Here is a 19,322-nt window from a genome sequence, read left to right on the forward strand (position 1 = left end):
CTAGCCTCCCGATCCCGCATGCCGAACGGCATCCTCCTGCTCGACAAGCCGAAGGGCCTCACGTCGAACGGCGCGCTGCAGCGCGTGCGCAAGGCGTTTGGCGCAAAGAGCGCCGGTCACGTCGGCACGCTCGATCCGATGGCCACCGGCATGTTGCCGCTGTGCCTCGACGAGGCGACCAAGGTGATCGCCGAGATCGAATCGGGCGCGAAGTGTTACGAATTCACCGTCCAGCTGGGTGCGCGCACCGATACCGGGGATGCCGAAGGCGACATCGTCGAGCGGCTGCCCGTGCCCACACTCGACGCCGCGCAGATCGAACAGGCACTGGCGCGGTTTCGCGGCGCGCAAACGCAGATTCCGCCCATGTATTCGGCGCTCAAGCGCGACGGGCAGCCGCTGTACAAACTCGCGCGGCAGGGCATCGAAGTCGAACGCGCTCCGCGCACTCTCGAGATCAAACGGCTCGAACTGACCGGCTTCCGGGCCGACGCGCTCGATCTGACCTGTGAATGCACGAAGGGCACCTACGTGCGGGTGCTCGGCGAAGACCTGGCGCGTGGCCTCGGGACAGCCGGATTTCTGACCCGCCTGCGTCGCGCCTGGGTCGAGCCGTTCGAAGGCTTGCCCATGTGCTCGCTCGAGGCGGCACTCGCCGCCGCCGGGACTGGCGACCAGCGACTGCTGGCGCCCGATGTGGCCTTGCGGACGCTGCCAGAGGTCCGGATCACCGCGGAGCAGGTCGTCGCACTGCGGCACGGACAGGCGGTCTCAGGCGATACCGGCGCGACGGCACCGCCCGGGCGGCGAGTGCGCATTTACGGGCCTGATGGCGTGTTCCTGGGGATGGCCGAAGTGCTTCCGGACGGTCGTTTGCAGCCGCGCCGGCTGCTCGGTGCCTGACGCGCGCTAAACCTATGCTTTCCGGAACCTTTTCGGTAGAATTCGCGCCCGCAAAATCCAGGCAAATAAACTCGAGTTTTCAAGGACCAAATCTACGATGTCTCTCGCCACTGAAAAGAAATCCGGTGTGGTTGCCGACTTCCGTCGCGCTGCCAACGACACTGGTTCGCCCGAGGTACAAATTGCGCTGCTCTCCGAGCGCATCAACGGACTCGGCGATCACTTCGGCGCGCACAAGCGCGATCACGCATCGCGTCGCGGGCTGGTCAAGCTCGTGAACCAGCGCCGCAAGTTGCTCGACTACCTGAAGGCTACGAAGCCCGCGAAGTATCAGGAGGTCGTAGAGCGTCTGGGCCTCCGGCGCTAACTACCGAACCGCAAGGCCGCGCATCAGGCGCGGCCTTTTTCGTTTTCCCCGACATAACGCACTCGAGGCATTTGGGCCTCGTGAAGGAATCAAAGCGTGAGCGTTCTCAAGAAATCATTTCAGTACGGCCAACATTCAGTAACGATCGAAACCGGCGAAGTCGCCCGCCAGGCGAGTGCCTCGGTGGTCGTGACGATGGGCGACACCGTCGTCCTCGTCACCGCGGTGGCCGCCAAGAAAGCGGTGCCCGGCAAGGACTTCTTTCCCCTGACCGTCAACTACGTCGAGAAGACCTACGCCGCGGGCCGCATTCCCGGCGGCTTCTTCAAGCGTGAAGGTCGCCCCACTGAAAAAGAGACGCTCACCTCGCGCCTCATCGATCGCCCGATCCGCCCGCTGTTCCCCGATGGCTTCTTCAATGAAGTCCAGGTGGTCGCGCTGGTCGTCTCGATGGACCCGGATATCGACTCCGACATCCCCGCACTGCTCGGCGCCTCGGCCGCGTTGTCGCTGGCCGGCGTGCCGTTCGCGGGCCCCATCGGCGCCGCGCGCGTCGGTTTCAAGGGCGGCAAGTACACGCTGAACCCGACGCAGAAGGAGCTCAAGGAATCGGAGCTGCACCTGGTCGTCGCGGGCACGGCGAAGTCGGTGCTGATGGTCGAGTCCGAAGCTTCGGGCCTGTCCGAAGAAGTCATGCTGGGCGCCGTCGTGTTCGGTCACGAACAGATGCAGATCGCCATCAAGACGATCAACGAAATGGTTGCCGCCGTCGGCAAGCCGAAGTGGGACTGGAAGCCGAACGCCGCCAGCGCGGAGCTCGATGCCGCCGTTGCTGCCAACGCGACCAAAGCCCTGTCCGACGCCTATCTCATCACCGAGAAGCAGGCGCGCTCCGCCAAGGTCAAGGAGATCAAGGCCGCGGCGATCGCCGCTCTGTCGGAGGGTGAGGCTGCCAAGTTCACCGCCGACAACGTCGATGACTCGCTCTTCAAGCTCGAGAGCAACATCGTCCGCCAGCGCATCCTCAACGGTGAGCCGCGCATCGACGGCCGCGATGCGGTCACCGTGCGTCCGATCACCGTGAAGGTCGGCGTGTTGCCGCGTACCCACGGTTCGGCGCTTTTCACGCGCGGCGAAACGCAGTCGCTGGTGGTCACCACGCTCGGCACCGGCCGCGATGCGCAGATCATCGACGCGCTCGAAGGCGAACGCCGCGAGCCGTTCATGTTCCACTACAACTTCCCTCCGTTCTCGGTCGGTGAAACCGGCATGATGGGTTCGCCGAAGCGCCGCGAAATCGGCCACGGCAACCTGGCGCGCCGCGGTATCGCCGCGATGATGCCGGACATGGAGAAATTCCCGTACGTCATCCGCATCGTCTCGGAAATTCTCGAGTCGAACGGTTCGTCGTCGATGGCCTCTGTCTGCGGTGCTTCGCTGTCGCTGATGGACGCGGGCGTGCCGATCAAGGCGCCGGTCGCCGGCGTCGCGATGGGCCTCGTGCTGGAAGGCACGAAGTTCAAGGTTCTCACCGACATCCTGGGTGACGAAGATCACCTGGGCGACATGGACTTCAAGGTCGCGGGTTCCAAAGACGGCGTCACCGCGTTGCAGATGGACATCAAGGTCGAAGGCATCTCCGCCGACATCATGAAGGTCGCGCTGGCCCAGGCCAAAGTAGGCCGCCTGCACATCCTCGACGAGATGAACAAGGTCATCACCGGTGCGCGCGAGAAGATGTCCGAGTGGGCGCCTTCGATCATCACGATCAAGATCGATCCGGAAAAGATTCGCGACGTCATCGGCAAGGGTGGCGCGGTCATCCGCCAGATCACCGAAGAGACCGGCACGACGATCGACATCGAGAACGACGGCACGGTCAAGATCGCGAGCGTCTCGGGCGCCGCCGGTCGCGAAGCGCTGGCGCGTATCGAGCTGATCACGGCCGATGTCGAAGTGGGCCGCATCTATGAAGGCAAGGTCGCCCGCCTGATGGACTTCGGCGCGTTCGTCACCATCCTGCCGGGCCGCGATGGCCTGGTGCACATCTCGCAGATCAGCGAGGAGCGCGTGGAGAAGGTGTCGGACAAGCTGAAGGAAGGCGACAGCGTGCGCGTCAAGGTGCTCGAGGTCGACCGCCAGGGCCGTGTGCGTCTTTCGATGAGAGACGTTCCCGCCTCCAACTGATAGGAAACCGGGGTTCACCCCATTTTCAATTCACGGACGCCGCCCTTCGGGCGGCGTTTTCCGTTGTGGGGCGTGAGCCCGCAGTCATTTCCTTTCGCGCCGGGTTAGTCGCGCGAGGATTTCCTGCTTCGCAGGCTGCGACTGCAGCCATTCCGCAAACTGCACGACGCGTTCGTAATCGCCGCCCAGCACTTCGCGCAAACGCTGTTCTTCCATCGCGCCTGTGACGGTGGAGCGCACGGCGTACTGCCACGCCTGCGTGAACACGCGCGTGAACTCGCCGGCCATCACCAGGCCTTCGACCAGTTGCCATTCGCCCTCGTCGAGCCAGATCTCTTCGCAATGCGGGCAATAGTCGAGACGATTGGTCTTCTCGGCGCTGATCCGGTACTTGCTCATGAGTGAGCGGCACTTGGGGCATTTCTTCGCGCCGATGGAATCCGGCGCGTCGAAATCCGGCAGCGCCACGGCGGTCGGCGCGATCGGGCCACGCGCCGCGTGTTCGCGCCATGCCCGGTACGCGACGAGGCTGACGAGTGTGCCGAGGCATTTTCCGCAGCTGTAGCCGGCCAGGTGGTCGGTGAGCAACGTGTGGACCAGCACGGAATGATCGCACTGTGGACAGAGTGCCATGGCTCTTCACTCCCTCCCGATGTGAACAGGCCCCGCGTTCCCTCAAGGAGCGCGAGGCCCGCAGCTAACTACGTGAGCCGGTGGACGGGTTACTGGTGGTTGGCCTGGTCCGAGGCCTTGTCCTCGCCGTCGCGGCCGCCGCGTCCCGCGGCGTTCATGAGCGTGCGGAAGATTTCATCCTGAACCGATCGCCAGCGCTGGTAGTTTCGCTGCGCGACACCGGCGACGGTCTCCACCGGGTCCATGCCGACCACGGCTTTGACCTTGTCGCGCAGTTCGCGTTGCTGGGAGCCGAACAGCTTCATGCTCTGTTCGAGATAGCTGCTCAACATGTTCTGCAGATTGCCGCCGTAGGAGCGGATGACCTGCGAGAGGAAGTCGCGGCTCATCACCGGATCGGCGCCGTGTTCCTGCTCGGCGATGACCTGCAGCAGGATGCTGCGCGTAATGTCGTCCTGCGATTTTTTGTCGATGACGACGAACTCGATGCGTTCCAGCACCAGCGATCGAATGTCGCTGAGCGTGATGTACTTGCTTTGCACCGTGTCGTAGAGACGGCGGTTCGGATATTTCTTGATGACGCGTGGTTCGCTCATGCCGACATCCTCCCTGTGGACGGCTACCTTAGTACTTCTCGCTGCACCCCACAATTTTCTAGGTAGAAACTGCTTTTGTGTCGCCAGCGGCGGACAGGGGTGCGCGGCTGCGGCCCGCAAGCGCTTGCGGGTTCCAGTGCGCAACTGCCCAATTCCACACATCTTTGATGGAGCTGCCGCTCAGGTCGGGCGGTGGGGTCTGGGACAAAAGCGTAAGGGTGGAGGTTAACGCCCGGGTCACCGCGGATGGATCGAGCGGGGCCGCCCGGCCCGACTTGGATAGTTTGGCGCCATCCGGTTCCAGCACCAGCGGCAGGTGCCCGTAGCTAGGGCGGGGCAGGGAGAGGGCGTCCTGCAGGTCGATCTGCCACGGCGTGCTGGTCAGCAGGTCGGCGCCGCGCACCACGCGCGTGATTTCCTGGAACGCGTCGTCGACCACCACCGCCAGCTGGTAGCTAGGCAACCCGTCACGGCGTTCGAGCACGACGTCGCCGCAGGCTGCGAGCTCGAACTCCTGTGCGCCCAGGAACAGGTCGTCGAACTGCAAGGTCCGGTCGCTCACGCGGAAGCGCTGCGCGGCAGGTCCAGGGCGGGAGGGTCCATGGCGGCACGTCCCCGGGTAGCCCTGTGGCTGACCGTCGCCACCCGCGGGGTTGCCTCCGGCCAGCTCCTTGCGCGAACAGCTGCAGGCGAAGATCCGCCCCGCCGCCGCGAGCTGGGCAAGTGCAGCGCGGTACGCTTCACGGCGCGTGCTCTGGTAGAGCACCGCGCCGTCCCACTCGAATCCGTACGCGTCGAGCGTGCGCAACATTTCGTCGGCGCAGCCGGGCACGACGCGAGGCGTATCGAGATCCTCGATGCGCACCAGCCAGCGCGCGCCGCGTGCCCGCGCGTCGAGATAGCTGCCGGTTGCGGCCAGCAGCGAACCCAGATGAAGGGGCCCGGTAGGAGAGGGAGCAAAACGGCCCGCTTCGCGAGATGTCATCGGGATCTGCCAGCCCACGGCGGCGGTGCCCACAAAGCAAAACGGCGCCGAGACGGCGCCGTTCGTGCAGCTTCAGGGAAGCCGTGACGCGTACCGATCAACGGTATCGGTCGTCTCGATCGCCGTACTGCCGTTCGCGGCGCTCGCGACGTTCCTGCGCTTCGATCGTCAGCGTGGCCACGGGCCGCGCTTCGAGACGCTTCACGCCGATCTCCTCGCCGGTCTCGAGGCAGTAGCCGTACGAGCCGTCTTCGACACGTTTCAACGCTTCGTCGATCTTGCGGATGAGCTTGCGCTCGCGATCGCGTGTGCGCAGTTCGAGGCTGAATTCCTCTTCCTGCGTGGCGCGGTCATTGGGATCGGGAAAATTCGCCGCTTCGTCTTTCATGTGAGAGACGGTGCGATCCACTTCTACCATCAGGTCGCGCTTCCAGCCATTCAGGATGTTCCTGAAGTGCTCGAGCTGCTCCTTGTTCATGTACGCCTCGCCACGTTTGGCGATGTACGGCTGAACGTTGCGCGGGCCTGCCAGCAGACTGCTGGCGTCGTCGTCGTCACCGCTCTCGTTGGCGGCGGCGGCGCGCGCGGCGAGCGTGCTCTGTGAGGACGGTACGCCCGTGGCGGTCACGACGATGCGTTCTGCAGGCGCTGCCTTGCGGATCGCCTGCGCAACCGGCGTTGCACTGGAGGAGGCGCTCGCGATGGGGGCGGGCTTGGGAACCGCGGCAACCTTTGCGACGGGCTTCGCGGCGGGTGCCTTCGTGGGAGCGGGTTTGGCAGGCGATTTGGCGGCTACGGATTTAGCTACCGGCTTCTTTGCGGTCAATTTGGGTTTCTCGGCTTTCTTCGGCTTGGCGGGCTTTGCAGCCGCTCGCTTGGTCGGCATTGTTTGTCGCTCCAGGCCCGGTTACGGGGAAGGGGGCCGGTTTGCAGGACGCGGGATTATACCGGCGAGTTTTTGCGTGTACAGCGGCATGAAAGCCCCGTCGAATCAGTGATTTCTGGGCCGATTTTTTAGCGCCGAATCAGGGCAATTCGACCGCCGGGGCCGCTTTCCAGCCTGGACGTCGGCGCTCAACGACAACTGTCGTGTAGATCCCACCCCGAACGTTGAATTTGCCCACTAGCCGCAGAAAGCGGGGTGTGCACACATTCGCCAGGTCGTCGGCAATCTGGTTGGTGACCGCCTCATGGAAGGCGCCGCGGTCGCGGAACGACCACAGGTACAGCTTGATCGCCTTGAGTTCGATGCACAGTTCGTCGGGCACGTATTCGAGTTCGAAAGTGGCAAAGTCGGGTTGGCCGGTCTTCGGGCACAGGCAGGTGAACTCCGGCAATGTCATGCGGATCGTGTAGTCGGTTTCGCGCGCCGGATTTGGAAAAGTCTCAAGGTGCGTGGAGGGTTGCGTGGACATGTTGATGTAGTGATGCGCAGGGATTTGTCGCCGCGGGTTTTTACCGAGAACGCGGCCTGAAAAAAGTTGCAGTTACTTTACACTACGGCGCCAATTCATCCGCACGCGGCAACCCGGAATCATAGATGCGCCTGACCAAGATCAAAGTAGCCGGCTTCAAGTCATTCGCGGACCCGACCTCGGTCGGTTTCCCGAGCAATCTGACCGGTGTCGTCGGGCCGAACGGATGCGGCAAGTCGAACATCATCGACGCCGTGCGCTGGGTCATGGGTGAATTGTCCGCGAAACACCTGCGCGGCGATTCGATGATCGACGTCATCTTCAACGGCTCTGCGTCGCGCAAGCCGGTCGGCACGGCGTCGGTCGAGCTGGTGTTCGACAACAGCGACGGCAAGATCTCCGGCCCCTACGCGGATTATGCGGAAGTCTCGTTGCGCCGCCAGGTGATGCGCGACGGCACGTCGAACTACTTCCTCAACGGCGCGCGTTGCCGCCGCAAGGACATCACGCAGCTGTTCCTGGGCACCGGTCTCGGCAGCCGCAGCTACGCCATCATCGAGCAGGGCATGATCTCGCGCGTCATCGAGGCCAAGGCCGATGACATGCGCGCCTTCGTCGAAGAGGCCGCGGGCATCTCGCGTTACAAGGAGCGCCGCAAGGAGACTGAGGCGCGCATCTCAGACACACGCGAAAACCTCGAGCGCCTGCAGGACGTGCGTGACGAAGTGGACAAGCAGATCCGCCACCTGCAGCGCCAGGCCGCGACCGCGCGCCGCTACCAGGTGCTGAAGGAAACCGAACGCCGGCTGACCGCCGAACTACTGGCCCTGCGGCTGCGCGAAATCGATTCGGGCGCCGAAGTGCAGGACAGCGCGGTGCGCGAATGCGAGCTGACGATGCAGCAGGCGCTGGCCGACCAGCGCGCCGCAGAAGCTGCCATCGAGACGCAGCGTGTCTACCAGACCGAGCAGTCCGAACGCGTGAGCTCGGTGCAGGGCCGCTACTACGAAATCGGCGCGGAGATCAGCCGCACCGAAAGCTCCATCGCCCACACGCGCGAGCTGCGCGAGCAGCAGCGCAACGAATTGGCGCAGGCGCGTGCGACGCTGGCCGAGCTCAACTCCCACATCGACCGCGACGAGCGCGAAATCGCGCAGCTGCGTTCGGAGATCGAGAAGCTCACGCCGGATCTGGCGCAGGCGCAGTCGGCCGAAGGCACATTGACCGAGGCGCTCGGTACCGCCGAGCAGCAGCTCGCCGACTGGCAGCAGCGCTGGGAAGGTTTCAATCGCGAGCAGGGCGCGGCGCACCAGACCACGCAGGTCGAGCGCGCGCGCATCGAGCAGCTGGAGAATCAGCTGCGCCGCCTCGCGAGTCAGGCCGACCGCCTCGCCGTCGAGCGCGAAGCGCTGATGGCGCAGGAGTCCTCGGCCCTGCTGGGACAGCTTGCGGAGAAGGAATCGCTGGCGCGCAGTGGTGCCGACGAACTGTCGCGCGCCTTGACCGCGGCCCTCGATCAATCGCAGAAGCTGCGCGCGGCGCAATTCGATGCGGAAGGAAAGCTCGAACACGCGCGCAACGACCGCGAACGCCGGCGAGCCGAGGTCGTCTCGCTCGAGGCGCTCCAGAAGGCTGCCTTGGGCCGTGGCGATTCACGCACCGCGGAATGGCTGGCTAGCTCGGGTCTCGACAAACAACCGCGCCTCGCTGCCCAGCTGTCGGTGCAGGGCGGGTGGGAACGCGCCGTGGAAACCGCGCTCGGCGACTATCTGGAAGCGCTGTGCGTCAACGAACTCGATGACCTCGCCGATGTGTTGTCCAGCCTGCCGGTCGGACGCGTTTCGTTGCTGCAGGCCGGCGGGCAGGTCGAGGCCGACGGCGCCGCGGGCATGTTGTCGGGCGTGGTCGGCGGCCCGTCCGCAATCGTGCGCCTGCTGTCGCGCGTGCGCCTGGCGGAGACGCTGCCCGATGCGCTGCGCCTCCGGCGCGAGCTCTCGCACGACGAGTCGGTCATCACGCGCTCGGGCGAGTGGATAGGCCGCGACTGGCTGCGCGTCAATCGCGGCGGCGACCCGCACTCGGGCGTGCTCGAGCGCGAACAACGCATGAAGACCCTGCGCGTCGATCTGGCGCGCAGCGAAGAGAACACGCGGGAGATGGAAGCGGCGCTGGCCGCGTGCCGCGAGCAGCTGTCGGCTGCCGAGCGCGAGCGCGACGCGGCGCAGAGCCGCATCCAGGGTGCGCACCGCGAACACGCGGACCTGCTCGGCCAGCTCGAAGGTGAACGCGCGCGTTCGCAGGAGTCCACCGTCCGCCGCGAACGCCTCGAAGAAGAGGCGGCGGAAGTGACACGCGAAGTCGATCTCGGCCAGGACGCGCTGCAGCGTGCGCGCGCCGAACTCGATCGCGGCCTGGTGGCGCTCGACGCGCTCGATTCACGCCGCGCCGCACTCGAGGGCGAACGCGAGGAGCGGCGCGAAGAAGTGCAGGCGGCCCGGGGCCGCTCGCAGACGGCGCAACTCGCCAGCCGCGACCTGCTGGTGCGAATCGAATCGCGTCGTTCCAGCGAGAATTCCATGGGCGTCGGCTTGAAGCGCATGGCCGACCAGCGCGCGCAGACCCAGGCGCGCAGCACGGAGCTTGAAGCCACCCTCGCCGGTGGCGATCTGCCGATCGTCGAGCTCGAAGGCAAACTCAAGGATTTCCTGGCGCGCCGGCTCGAGATCGAAGCCGAACTATCTACCGAACGGCGTGCGCTCGAAGAGGCCGACGGTTCGCTGCGCGCGCTCGACGAGAAACGCCTCGACGCCGAAACCCGCGTCAATGCCGCGCGCGAGGCCATGGAGCAGGCGCGCCTGCAGGCGCAGGAATCGCGCGTGCGCCGTGAAGGCATCGTCGAGCAGTTCGCGGCCACGCGCTTCGAGCTCGCCGAGATCCTCGCCGGTCTCGCCGCCGACGCGGCCGTCGCGGCCTGGGAAGAAACCCTGGGCACGGCGCGCGCCGATCTCGAGAAGCTGGGCCAGGTCAACCTCGCGGCCATCGACGAGCTCAAGGAATCGAGCGAGCGCAAGGAATACCTCGATCGCCAGTTCGCCGACGTCACCGCCGCGCTGACCACGCTCGAAGAGGCGATGCGCAAGATCGACAAGGAAACCCGCACGCGCTTCGAAGACACCTTCAATCGCATCAACGACGGCCTGAAGGACAAATTCCCCAAGCTGTTCGGCGGCGGCCACGCCTATCTCGAGATCGTGGGCGAAGACATCCTCGAGGCCGGCGTCGCCGTCATGGCGCGTCCGCCCGGCAAGCGCAACAGCAGCATCCACCAGCTGTCGGGCGGCGAGAAGGCGCTGACCGCCGTCGCGCTGGTGTTCTCCATCTTCGATCTGAACCCCGCGCCGTTCTGCATCCTCGACGAAGTGGACGCGCCGCTCGACGAACACAACGTCGGCCGCTTCTGCGACATCGTGAAGCTCATGTCGGACCGCGTGCAGTTCATCTTCATCACGCACAACAAGACGACCATGGAACTGGCCTCCCAGTTGATCGGCGTCACGATGACGGAGCCCGGTTGCTCGCGCCTCGTGTCCGTCGATGTCGACGAGGCGGTGCGCATGGCGACCGGCTAAGGCGAAACGCATGCCCGAGCTGCGCATCATCCTTCTCGTCGCCGGCGTGTTGTTTCTCGCCGGGTTGGCGGGGTTCGAGTGGTGGCGGCAACGCGGTTCGCGACCGTTCGCCGCCACGTCGCAGCGCGACGATTCGCAGGGCGATAGTGCGCCCGCCCGCGCGGTGCCGCTGCCGGATCTCAATGTGGTTCGCGACGCGCGTGTCGCGGCGTCGGATTCCCTGCCCGTGATCGAGCTCGCGAGTACGACTTCGACCGGAACGCGTCGTGCCCTCGGGATTTCGATTTCCGATGAGGTCGCGGTGGATGTGTCGCACCAGTCGACGCCGTTCATCCCCGAGCGGCGGACGCGCGAAGAGCCCTACATCGGCGATTCCAACGGCACCGCTGCGACCGGCGAAGGTATCGACGCGCGGATCGGCGCGGGCACCGACATTTCAGCGGTGCGTGTATTCGAAGAACAACCCGTGCTCGGTCCGCAGCTGGTGCTGGCGTGGCCGAGCGAAGCCGAGCGCCGCATCGTCACATTGCGCGTGATGCCGCGCACCGAGCCGCGTTTCGCGGGGCGGACCTTGCGCCAGGCTTTCAACGCCGCGGGCTTCTGGCACGGCCCGCTCGACATCTACCACCTGCCGGACACCCAGGGCCGCGTGATCGTGAGCGCCGCGGCACTCGCGCAACCCGGCACGTTCGATCCTTCGATCATGGATTCGCAGCGTTTCTCCGGGCTCAACATGTTTGCCGTGTTGCCCGGTCCGCTGCCCGAGCGTGAGACCTTCGACGAGCTGGTGCACGCCGCGCGGCAACTCGCCGAGCGGCTCGATGGCACGCTCACCGATCAGCACGGCGAAGAACTCACCGCGCAACGCGTCGCCCGGTTGCGGCAATCGCTCGAAGCTTCACCGACCGCGCGCGCCGCCGGCGAAAGCTGACCATGGCCGGCGCCGCGCAGCGCATCGCGCAGTTGCGCGACGAGATCAATCTCCACGATCACCGCTACTACGTGCTCGACGAGCCGGCGGTTCCCGATGCCGAATACGACCGGCTGATGAAGGAACTGCGCGACCTCGAGGCCGCGCATCCGCAGCTGGTCACGCCGGATTCGCCCACGCAGCGGGTGTCGGGCGCGGCGGCCGCGCAGTTCGGCGAAGTCACCCACGCCGTGCCGATGCTGTCGCTCGAGAACGGCTTCACCGATGAAGACCTGGCGGATTTCGACCGCAAGGTGCGCGAGCGTCTGGGCCGGGAAGGGCCGATCGACTATTCCGCCACGCCGAAACTCGACGGCCTCGCCATCTCGGTGCTGTACCGCGACGGCGTGTACACACGCGCGGCTACGCGCGGCGATGGCGTGACGGGCGAGGACGTCACCGCGAACGTCGCGACGATCCGCTCGGTGCCGCGGCGGCTGCGCGGCGATCCACCGGCGGTGCTGGAACTGCGCGGTGAAGTGTTCCTGCCGTACGCCGGGTTCGAGAAGATGAATCAGGATGCCGCGGCGCGCGGCGGCAAGCCGTATGTGAATCCGCGCAACGCGGCGGCCGGCAGCCTGCGCCAGCTCGATCCGGCAATCACGGCGCAGCGCCCGCTCGATCTCAACTTCTACGAGCTCGGCCAGGTGGAAGGCGGCGCCGTCCCCGAGCGCCACAGCGAACTGGCGCCCTGGCTCAACGCGATGGGTCTGCGCACCAGCAGAGAAGGGCGCAAGGTCCTGGGAGTCGAAGGCTGCCTCGAGTATTACCGCGACATCGGTGCGCGGCGCGCCAAGCTGCCGTACCAGATCGACGGCGTGGTCTACAAGGTAGATAGCCGCGCCGACCAGGCGAAGCTCGGTTTCGTGTCGCGGGCGCCGCGCTGGGCGCTGGCGCACAAGTTTCCGGCCGACGAGGAGCTGACGCTGCTCGAAGACGTCATCTTCAACGTCGGGCGCACCGGCGCGCTGACGCCCGCCGCGAAACTCAAGCCGGTGTTCGTCGGCGGCGTCACGGTCAGCAACGCGACGCTGCACAACATGGACGAAGTCGCGCGCAAGGGTTTCATGATCGGCGATACCGTGGTGGTGCGGCGCGCCGGGGATGTGATCCCGGAAGTGGTGCGTTATCTGCCGGAGCGGCGGCCCGCCGATGCGAAACCCATCGTCATGCCGGCGTCATGCCCGGTGTGCGGTTCGCCGGTCGTGCGCGAAGAAGACCAGGCCGTCTACAAATGCACCGGCGGCGTATTCAAGTGCCCGGCTCAACGCAGCCAGTGGCTCATGCATTTCGCGGGGCGCCGCGCCATGGACATCGAAGGTCTCGGCGAAAAACTCATCGAGCAGCTGGTGAACGACGGCTCGGTGAGCACACCCGCGGATCTCTACGAGCTCGACGCGAAGTCGCTGGCCGAACGCGAGCGCATGGGCGAAAAATCCGCGCAGAACGTGGTCGACGCGATCGAGAAAAGCCGCCAGACCACGCTGCCACGCCTGCTGTTCGCGCTCGGCATTCCGCAGGTCGGCGAATCGACGGCGCTGGCGCTGGCGCAGGAGTTCGGTTCGCTCGAGAAGATCGAGGCGGCCACGGCGGAACAGATAGAGCAGACGCCCGATGTCGGCCCGATCGTGTCGCGCGCAGTGTTCGACTTCTTCCAGAGCGAACTGGCGAAGACCGTGCTCGCGCGGCTGAAGACCCGCGTGATGTACGAACCGATCAAGGTCGAGGAGCGCGCCACTCTGCCGCTCGCGGGATTGACGTTCGTCATCACCGGCACGCTCGCGGGCATGCAACGCGACGCCGCCGAAGATGCACTGCGCGAAATCGGCGCCAGGGTTTCAGGCAGCGTGTCGAAGAAGACCAGCTTCCTGGTCGCCGGCGCGGATGCGGGTTCGAAACTCGCCAAGGCGCAATCGCTCGGCGTGCGCGTGCTCGACGAAGCCACGCTTGCGCAGATCCTGAAAACGAAAAAGCCGCCGGACCCCGCTTGAGGTCCGGCGGCCTTCGCTGACGACTATTTCTTCTCGGGCGCGGGCGCCGCGGGAGCGGCGGCCGGTGCCGCGGCCGGCGTGCCGGCCAACGGCGGATCGATCTTGGCGGTCTTGATCATCTCGTCCGAATACGCCTTGAACTTCTTCGCCATGATGATCTGGGTCAGGCGGTCCTTGACGTCCTCGAACGCCGGCGGCGTGCGGTCACGCGTGCCGAGCAGCTGGATCACGTGAAAGCCGTACTGCGTCTGCACCGGAGTCTTGGTGTATTCCCCGTTCTTGAGCAGCGCCAGCGAATCGGAAAAGGTCTTGTCCATCGCCGCGGGGCTGAACCAGTCGAGGTCGCCGCCCTTGGCGGCCGAACCCTTGTCCGCCGAGACGCGCTTGGCGAGGTTGCCGAAATCGGCGCCGCCCTTGAGCTGGTCGATGACTTTCTGCGCGATGTCCGCGCTGCTCACCAGGATGTGGCGCGCGTGGTATTCGATCAGCGGCGTCGCGGCGACCTGCGCTTCGAACTCGGCGCGCAGTTCCTGGTCGGTCGGCGTGCGGTCCTTCAGGTATTTCTGCGCGGAGGCCTGCTGCAGCAGGTTCAGGCGCGACAACTCGAGGCGCGTGGCGACTTCGGGGTCCTTGGTCAGGCCATCCTTTTCCGCCTGGTCGGCAATCAGGGCGATGCGCACCAGGTTCTCCTTGATCTGGTCGCGATCTTCCTGCGACAGCTCGCTCGCGGGCTTGCGCGCCACGGCCAGTGCGTAGTCTTCGAACAGCTGGTTGCTGATGGGTTTGCCGTTCACGGTGACGAGCGGCGGCTTGGCAGGTGCGGCGGCCGCATCCGCGGGTTTGTCCGTGGTGGTCTTGGAGCAGGCGCTGAGCGCGAGCACCACGCCCAAGCCCAGAAGGCGAGTAACTTTCATTTGATCTCTCAAGCAGTTGAAGAGTTTGTTTAACCTGGGACTTATGGCGTGCGCGCGTCGATCGACAACGCGTGGATGTCGCGGCCCATCAATTCGGCGGCGGCAGCATAGACCATCCGATGTCTTTCAACAGCCGGCACGCCCTGGAAGGCGGCCGAGGTGATGGTGACGTGGAAATGGCCACCCTCGCGCGCGCCGGCGTGGCCGGCATGCCGGGCGCTGTCATCGCGGATCTCGAGCTGTGCCGGATGCAGCGCGGCCTCGAGCGCAGCGCGCAGCTTTTCGACGCGCGCGGCGGTCATGGCGCCGTCTCGTCCTTGGTGAAGATCAGATTTCGGAACAGCCACAGGATGACGCCGAGCGCGAGCACGATGCCGAGGGGGCCCGCGATCCACACCTTGAACGTGACCCAGTCGCTCTCGCTGCGGTTGAGCGCGATCCAGATGTTGACCACGCCGAGCAGCAGATAGAACACACCCATGACGACGGAGCCCACGCGCCAGTCGCTCGCGGGCAGCGTGACGCCTTCCGGCAGGCTCTTGCCGAGCAGCCGTTCGAGCAGGGTTTTCTTGCCGATGAAGGCCGAGCCTGCCAGCACCGCGCCGGCAATCCAGTAGAACACCGAGGCTTTCCATTGCAGGAAGCGCACGTCGTGCAGGATCAGCGTGGCGGCGCCGAATACCCAGACCAGCACGGCCAGGATGAGGTGCATCTGCCGCACCTTGCGCGTGGTCAGCCAGTCGTAGACCAGCAGCAGCGCCATCGATGCCATCAGGGCGGCGGTGGCGGGGTAAAGTCCGCCGCCGAATTTGTAGGTGAGGCCGAAGACGACCCAGGGAACGTACTCGATGATCTGCTGCATGCGGGGCGGCGAGGCTGAGCGGGCGCGTATGATAACGGCCCCACGCGCCGCCGTGTCCTGCGTGCGCCGGCCCAAACCGTGAGCCAGTACTTCGAGCTACATCCCGAAAATCCGCAGGTGCGCCTGATCCGGCGCGCGGCGGAAATCGTGCGTGGCGGGGGCCTCATCGTCTATCCGACCGATTCCTGCTACGCGCTCGGTTGCCACATCGGTGACAAGGACGCGCTCGATCGGATCCGGCGTATCCGCGAGGCGGATCGTCATCACCACTTCACGCTGGTGTGCCGCGACCTGGCGGAGATCGCCAAATACGCCAAGGTCGAGACCTGGCAGTTCCGCATGCTGAAGGCGGCGACGCCGGGCCCGTACACGTTCCTGCTGCCGGCCACGAAGGAGACCCCGCGCCGGCTGCAGCACGACAAACGCCGCACCATCGGCATCCGGGTGCCGGACCACGAAGTGCCACGCCTGCTGCTGGCCGAACTCGGTGAACCCATCATGAGTTCGACGCTGCTGTTGCCCGGCGACGAGCTGCCCTTGACCGATGGCCGGGAGATCAGAAACCGCCTCGAGCATCAAGTGGATTGTGTGCTCGACGGCGGGCATTGCGGCATCGAACCGACCACCGTCGTGGATCTCGCCGTGACGCCGCCCACCGTGACACGGATTGGTCGCGGATCGCTGGAATTGCTGGGCCTCTCAAGTGGTGCCGGGGTGCAATTCTCGTAATTGAGTCGGCGTTGGCGCTTGTGTCGACGCTTGCTCAATTACGAGAATTGCACCCCGGCACCACCGTATAATCCGCGCTTCCCGTGAGCAGCCACCCGCAAGCCAAAAGAGTTCTTTCCGGAATGCGGCCGACGGGTCAGTTGCATCTTGGCAACTATCATGGCGCGCTCAAGAACTGGGTCGACCTGCAGTACCAGTACGAGTGTTATTTCTTCGTCGCCGACTGGCATGCGCTGACCACTGGCTATGAAGACACCAAGCAGCTGCCGAAATTCATCCACGAGATGCTCATCGACTGGCTGGCGGCAGGTCTCAATCCCGGTGTGTCGACGCTGTTCATCCAGTCGCAAGTGCCCGAACACGCGGAGCTGCATCTGCTGTTGTCGATGATCACGCCGCTCGGCTGGCTCGAGCGCGTGCCGAGCTACAAGGACCAGCAGGCCGAGCTCAAGGAAAAGGATCTCGCCACGTACGGTTTCCTGGGCTACCCGTTGTTACAGACCGCCGACATCCTGCTGTACCGCCCCGCGTTCGTGCCGGTGGGCGAAGACCAGGTGGCGCACGTGGAGATCACCCGCGAAGTCGCGCGCCGCTTCAATCATCTGTACGGCCGCGAGCCGGATTTCGAAGCCAAGGCCGAAAAGGCGATCAAGCTGCTCGGCGGCCGCAACAGCACGATGTACAAGCAGCTGCGCAAGAAATTCCAGGAAAGCGGTGACCAGCTCGCGCTGGAAAAAGCGCGCGAAACGGTCACCGGCAACACCCGCCTGACCGTGGCCGATCGCGAACGACTGCTGGGTTACCTCGAAGGCGGCAGCGTCAGCATCCTGCCCGAGCCACACGTATTGCTGACGGCGACGCCGAAGGTGCCCGGCCTCGACGGCCGCAAGATGTCGAAGTCCTACGGCAACACCATCGGCCTGCGCGAAGATCCGGACGAGGTCGCGAAGAAGCTCAAGCAGATGCAGACCGATCCGGCGCGCGTGCGCCGCACCGACCCGGGCAATCCCGACATCTGCCCGGTGTTCGACCTGCACAGGATCTATTCCAGCGAAGAGACGCGCATCTGGGCGGCGAACGGCTGCCGCACCGCCGGCATCGGCTGCCTCGAGTGCAAGAAGCCGCTCATCGACAAAGTGGTCGAGGAGATCGGCGGCATCCGCAAACGCGCGCAGGAATATGAAGAAAATCCGGAACTCGTGCGCAACATCGTCGCCGAGGGTGCGGAGAAGGCGCGCGAAGCGGCGCGCGCCACGCTCGACGATGTTCGTCGCGCGATGAATCTGCGAGTAGATTGAGGCCCATGTCCAAGAAAGCCGCCAAGCCCGATCTGCACCTGGTCGTGAACACCGTGTCTGACAGAGTTGGCGACGACGCCGTTGCCGACAAGCTCGCAGGAGCGCCCGAACAAGTGGAAATGCCTTTCGCGTTGGTCAATGGCGAGCCGATCACGCAGCTGCCGAAGGATCTGTACATCCCGCCGCAGGCGCTCGAAGTGTTCCTCGACGCGTTCGAAGGTCCGCTCGACCTGCTGCTGTACATGATCCGGCGGCAGAACCTCGACATCCTCGACATTCCGATCGCCGACATCACCAAGCAGTACATGGAGTACATCGGCCTCATGGCCGACATGCAGCTCGAGCTGGCCGGTGAATATCTCGTGATGGCCGCGACGCTGGCCGAAATCAAATCGCGCATGTTGCTGCCGCGCGCCGTGGATCCGAACGCGGGCGAGGAGAGCGATCCGCGCGCCGACCTCGTGCGCCGGCTGCAGGAATACGAGCGTTTCAAGACCGCGGCGGAAAGCATCGATCGCATCCCGCGCATGGACCGCGACACCTGGGTGGCGACCGCCGAGCTCGGCGAGCGCAAATCCGCGCGGCCGCTGCCGCAGATCGCGATGCAGGAGATGCTGTTGGCGTTCCGCGACGTCGTGCAGCGTTCCGAGATGTTCGCGCACCACCACGTGCAGCGCGAGCGGCTGTCGGTGCGCGTGCGCATGTCTGATATTCTCGCGTCCCTCGAACGCGCCAGCTTCGTCGAGTTCGTGCACATGTTCCGGCCGGAAGAGGGCCGCATGGGTGTCACGGTCACCTTCGTGGCGATTCTCGAGCTGGTGCGCGAAGGCCTGATCGACATCGTGCAGACCGAGGCGTACGCGCCGCTGCACGTGCGCAAGGCCGAGGGCAGCCGCGGCCTGCGGCTCGCGGTCGACAACGATTCGGGGGATGGCGACGCAGTGGATAGTGTCACCGTCATCGACGATGAGCCCGACATCACCGCCGGCGAAGCGGTCATGGAAGACGCGGTGGCCGCGAACGATACGGACATCGAAGAAGCAGACGATGCAAAGGACGGAGAAACGCATGAGTGATGCATACATCAAGAATGTGGTCGAAGCGGCGCTGCTGGCCGCGGCGCGTCCCGTGTCCGTGGCCGAACTGCTGCAGATTTTCGACGAATCCTCACGCCCGACGGCCAAGGAAATGCGCGCCATCCTCGAGGCGGTCACCGCCGACTACGAGGGCCACGGAGTCACCATCAAGGAAACCGCCACCGGCTTCCGTTTCCAGGTGCGCACGGAGTTCGCGCACGAAGTGTCGCGCCTGTGGCCCGACCGGCCGCGCAAGTATTCGCGTGCGCTGCTCGAAACCATCGCGCTGATCGCGTACCGGCAGCCGATCACGCGCGCCGAGATCGAGAACGTGCGCGGCGTCGCCGTGAATCCTGAAATCGTCAAGACGCTCATGGAGCGCAACTGGGTGCGCGTCGTGGGGCACCGAGACGTCCCCGGCCATCCGGAGTTGTTGGGCACCACCACCGAGTTCCTCGACTACTTCTCGTTGAAATCCATCGAGGACCTGCCACCGCTGGCCGATCTCAAGTCGCTCACGGAGCTCAACCTGCAATTGCCGTTGCCCGTGTCGGGCGAGGGCACGTCGGAGAGCGGCGACACGCTGGTGGCAGAACACGTCGATTCCGGCGAGGTCGCCGTCGTGCCGGTGGTCGATGAAGGTTCGGACGAGCCTGCCAGGGAAGCGTCTTCGGACGACGATGGCGACGACGAAGAATTGTCCGCGCCCGGCAACGGCGCCGCGGGTCTCGTGGCGGCGCCGCCGTCCGACGAAAGTTAGTCCGGCC

General features: G+C 65.4%; 18 protein-coding genes. 10 read left to right on the plus strand and 8 right to left on the minus strand.

All coding sequences use genetic code 11. The features are described 5' to 3' along the window. Window positions 1-18 precede the first annotated feature (18 nt). From truB to pnp, 3 genes are all read left to right on the plus strand, one after another. Window positions 19-903 (plus strand): tRNA pseudouridine(55) synthase TruB, encoded by an 885-nt coding sequence (gene truB, locus WDO72_19170; protein ID MEJ0087795.1) that lies wholly within the window; start codon window positions 19-21, stop codon window positions 901-903. Between the two features lie 97 nt (window positions 904-1,000). After that, window positions 1,001-1,270 (plus strand): 30S ribosomal protein S15, encoded by a 270-nt coding sequence (gene rpsO, locus WDO72_19175; protein ID MEJ0087796.1) that lies wholly within the window; start codon window positions 1,001-1,003, stop codon window positions 1,268-1,270. Window positions 1,271-1,366: 96 nt separating this feature from the next. Next, the gene (gene pnp, locus WDO72_19180; GenBank protein ID MEJ0087797.1) at window positions 1,367-3,457 is read left to right on the plus strand and encodes a polyribonucleotide nucleotidyltransferase; all 2,091 of its coding nucleotides are present in this window, start codon (window positions 1,367-1,369) and stop codon (window positions 3,455-3,457) included. Between the two features lie 84 nt (window positions 3,458-3,541). Here the strand turns inward: pnp and WDO72_19185 are convergent, their stop codons facing one another. From WDO72_19185 to queF, 5 genes are all read right to left on the minus strand, one after another. Continuing rightward, a complete protein-coding gene (locus tag WDO72_19185) occupies window positions 3,542-4,090 on the minus strand; it encodes a zf-TFIIB domain-containing protein (GenBank protein ID MEJ0087798.1) in 549 nt (182 codons plus the stop codon). An 89-nt stretch (window positions 4,091-4,179) separates the two neighbouring features. Further along, window positions 4,180-4,686 carry a polyhydroxyalkanoate synthesis repressor PhaR gene (phaR, locus tag WDO72_19190; protein ID MEJ0087799.1) on the minus strand — a complete coding sequence of 169 codons (507 nt, stop codon included), beginning with the start codon at window positions 4,684-4,686 and terminating at the stop codon, window positions 4,180-4,182. Between the two features lie 58 nt (window positions 4,687-4,744). Next, window positions 4,745-5,671, minus strand: coding sequence for a tRNA glutamyl-Q(34) synthetase GluQRS (gene gluQRS, locus WDO72_19195; GenBank protein ID MEJ0087800.1), 927 nt, complete (start codon window positions 5,669-5,671; stop codon window positions 4,745-4,747). 97 nt (window positions 5,672-5,768) lie between these two features. Next, entirely contained in the window at window positions 5,769-6,557 is a 789-nt protein-coding gene (gene dksA, locus WDO72_19200) for an RNA polymerase-binding protein DksA (protein MEJ0087801.1), read from the minus strand. 139 nt (window positions 6,558-6,696) lie between these two features. Then, a complete protein-coding gene (gene queF, locus WDO72_19205; protein ID MEJ0087802.1) occupies window positions 6,697-7,086 on the minus strand; it encodes a preQ(1) synthase in 390 nt (129 codons plus the stop codon). A 125-nt stretch (window positions 7,087-7,211) separates the two neighbouring features. Here queF and smc point away from each other — a divergent pair, with 125 nt between their 5' ends. Genes smc through ligA form a run of 3 tightly spaced genes read left to right on the plus strand, consistent with a single transcriptional unit; the run spans window position 7,212 to window position 13,676 of the window. Further along, window positions 7,212-10,715, plus strand: coding sequence for a chromosome segregation protein SMC (smc, locus tag WDO72_19210; GenBank protein MEJ0087803.1), 3,504 nt, complete (start codon window positions 7,212-7,214; stop codon window positions 10,713-10,715). A 10-nt stretch (window positions 10,716-10,725) separates the two neighbouring features. Beyond that, window positions 10,726-11,646: a cell division protein ZipA C-terminal FtsZ-binding domain-containing protein gene (locus tag WDO72_19215; GenBank protein MEJ0087804.1), complete on the plus strand. Its 921-nt coding sequence runs from the start codon at window positions 10,726-10,728 to the stop codon at window positions 11,644-11,646. 2 nt (window positions 11,647-11,648) lie between these two features. Continuing rightward, entirely contained in the window at window positions 11,649-13,676 is a 2,028-nt protein-coding gene (gene ligA, locus WDO72_19220) for an NAD-dependent DNA ligase LigA (GenBank protein ID MEJ0087805.1), read from the plus strand. A gap of 23 nt (window positions 13,677-13,699) precedes the next feature. Here ligA and WDO72_19225 read toward each other — a convergent pair whose 3' ends face one another. From WDO72_19225 to WDO72_19235, 3 genes are read right to left on the minus strand one after another with little or no spacing between them, the layout of a single operon-like run. Beyond that, window positions 13,700-14,590, minus strand: coding sequence for a peptidylprolyl isomerase (locus WDO72_19225; GenBank protein MEJ0087806.1), 891 nt, complete (start codon window positions 14,588-14,590; stop codon window positions 13,700-13,702). 41 nt (window positions 14,591-14,631) lie between these two features. Then, window positions 14,632-14,892, minus strand: a complete 261-nt coding sequence (locus tag WDO72_19230; GenBank protein ID MEJ0087807.1) for a BolA family protein — start codon at window positions 14,890-14,892, stop codon at window positions 14,632-14,634. Further along, window positions 14,889-15,452: a septation protein IspZ gene (locus WDO72_19235; GenBank protein ID MEJ0087808.1), complete on the minus strand. Its 564-nt coding sequence runs from the start codon at window positions 15,450-15,452 to the stop codon at window positions 14,889-14,891. Before WDO72_19235 ends, WDO72_19230 begins: the two co-directional genes overlap by 4 nt. A gap of 78 nt (window positions 15,453-15,530) precedes the next feature. Between WDO72_19235 and WDO72_19240 the strand changes: the two genes are divergently transcribed. From WDO72_19240 to scpB, 4 genes are all read left to right on the plus strand, one after another. Continuing rightward, window positions 15,531-16,181, plus strand: coding sequence for an L-threonylcarbamoyladenylate synthase (locus WDO72_19240; protein ID MEJ0087809.1), 651 nt, complete (start codon window positions 15,531-15,533; stop codon window positions 16,179-16,181). Between the two features lie 83 nt (window positions 16,182-16,264). Continuing rightward, the gene (locus WDO72_19245; GenBank protein MEJ0087810.1) at window positions 16,265-17,479 is read left to right on the plus strand and encodes a tryptophan--tRNA ligase; all 1,215 of its coding nucleotides are present in this window, start codon (window positions 16,265-16,267) and stop codon (window positions 17,477-17,479) included. A 119-nt stretch (window positions 17,480-17,598) separates the two neighbouring features. After that, window positions 17,599-18,555 carry a ScpA family protein gene (locus WDO72_19250; GenBank protein ID MEJ0087811.1) on the plus strand — a complete coding sequence of 319 codons (957 nt, stop codon included), beginning with the start codon at window positions 17,599-17,601 and terminating at the stop codon, window positions 18,553-18,555. Continuing rightward, window positions 18,548-19,315 (plus strand): SMC-Scp complex subunit ScpB, encoded by a 768-nt coding sequence (gene scpB, locus WDO72_19255; protein MEJ0087812.1) that lies wholly within the window; start codon window positions 18,548-18,550, stop codon window positions 19,313-19,315. Before WDO72_19250 ends, scpB begins: the two co-directional genes overlap by 8 nt. Window positions 19,316-19,322 lie beyond the last annotated feature (7 nt).

The sequence above is a fragment of the Pseudomonadota bacterium genome, assembly GCA_037200975.1.
Taxonomy (GTDB): domain Bacteria; phylum Pseudomonadota; class Gammaproteobacteria; order Steroidobacterales; family Steroidobacteraceae; genus CADEED01.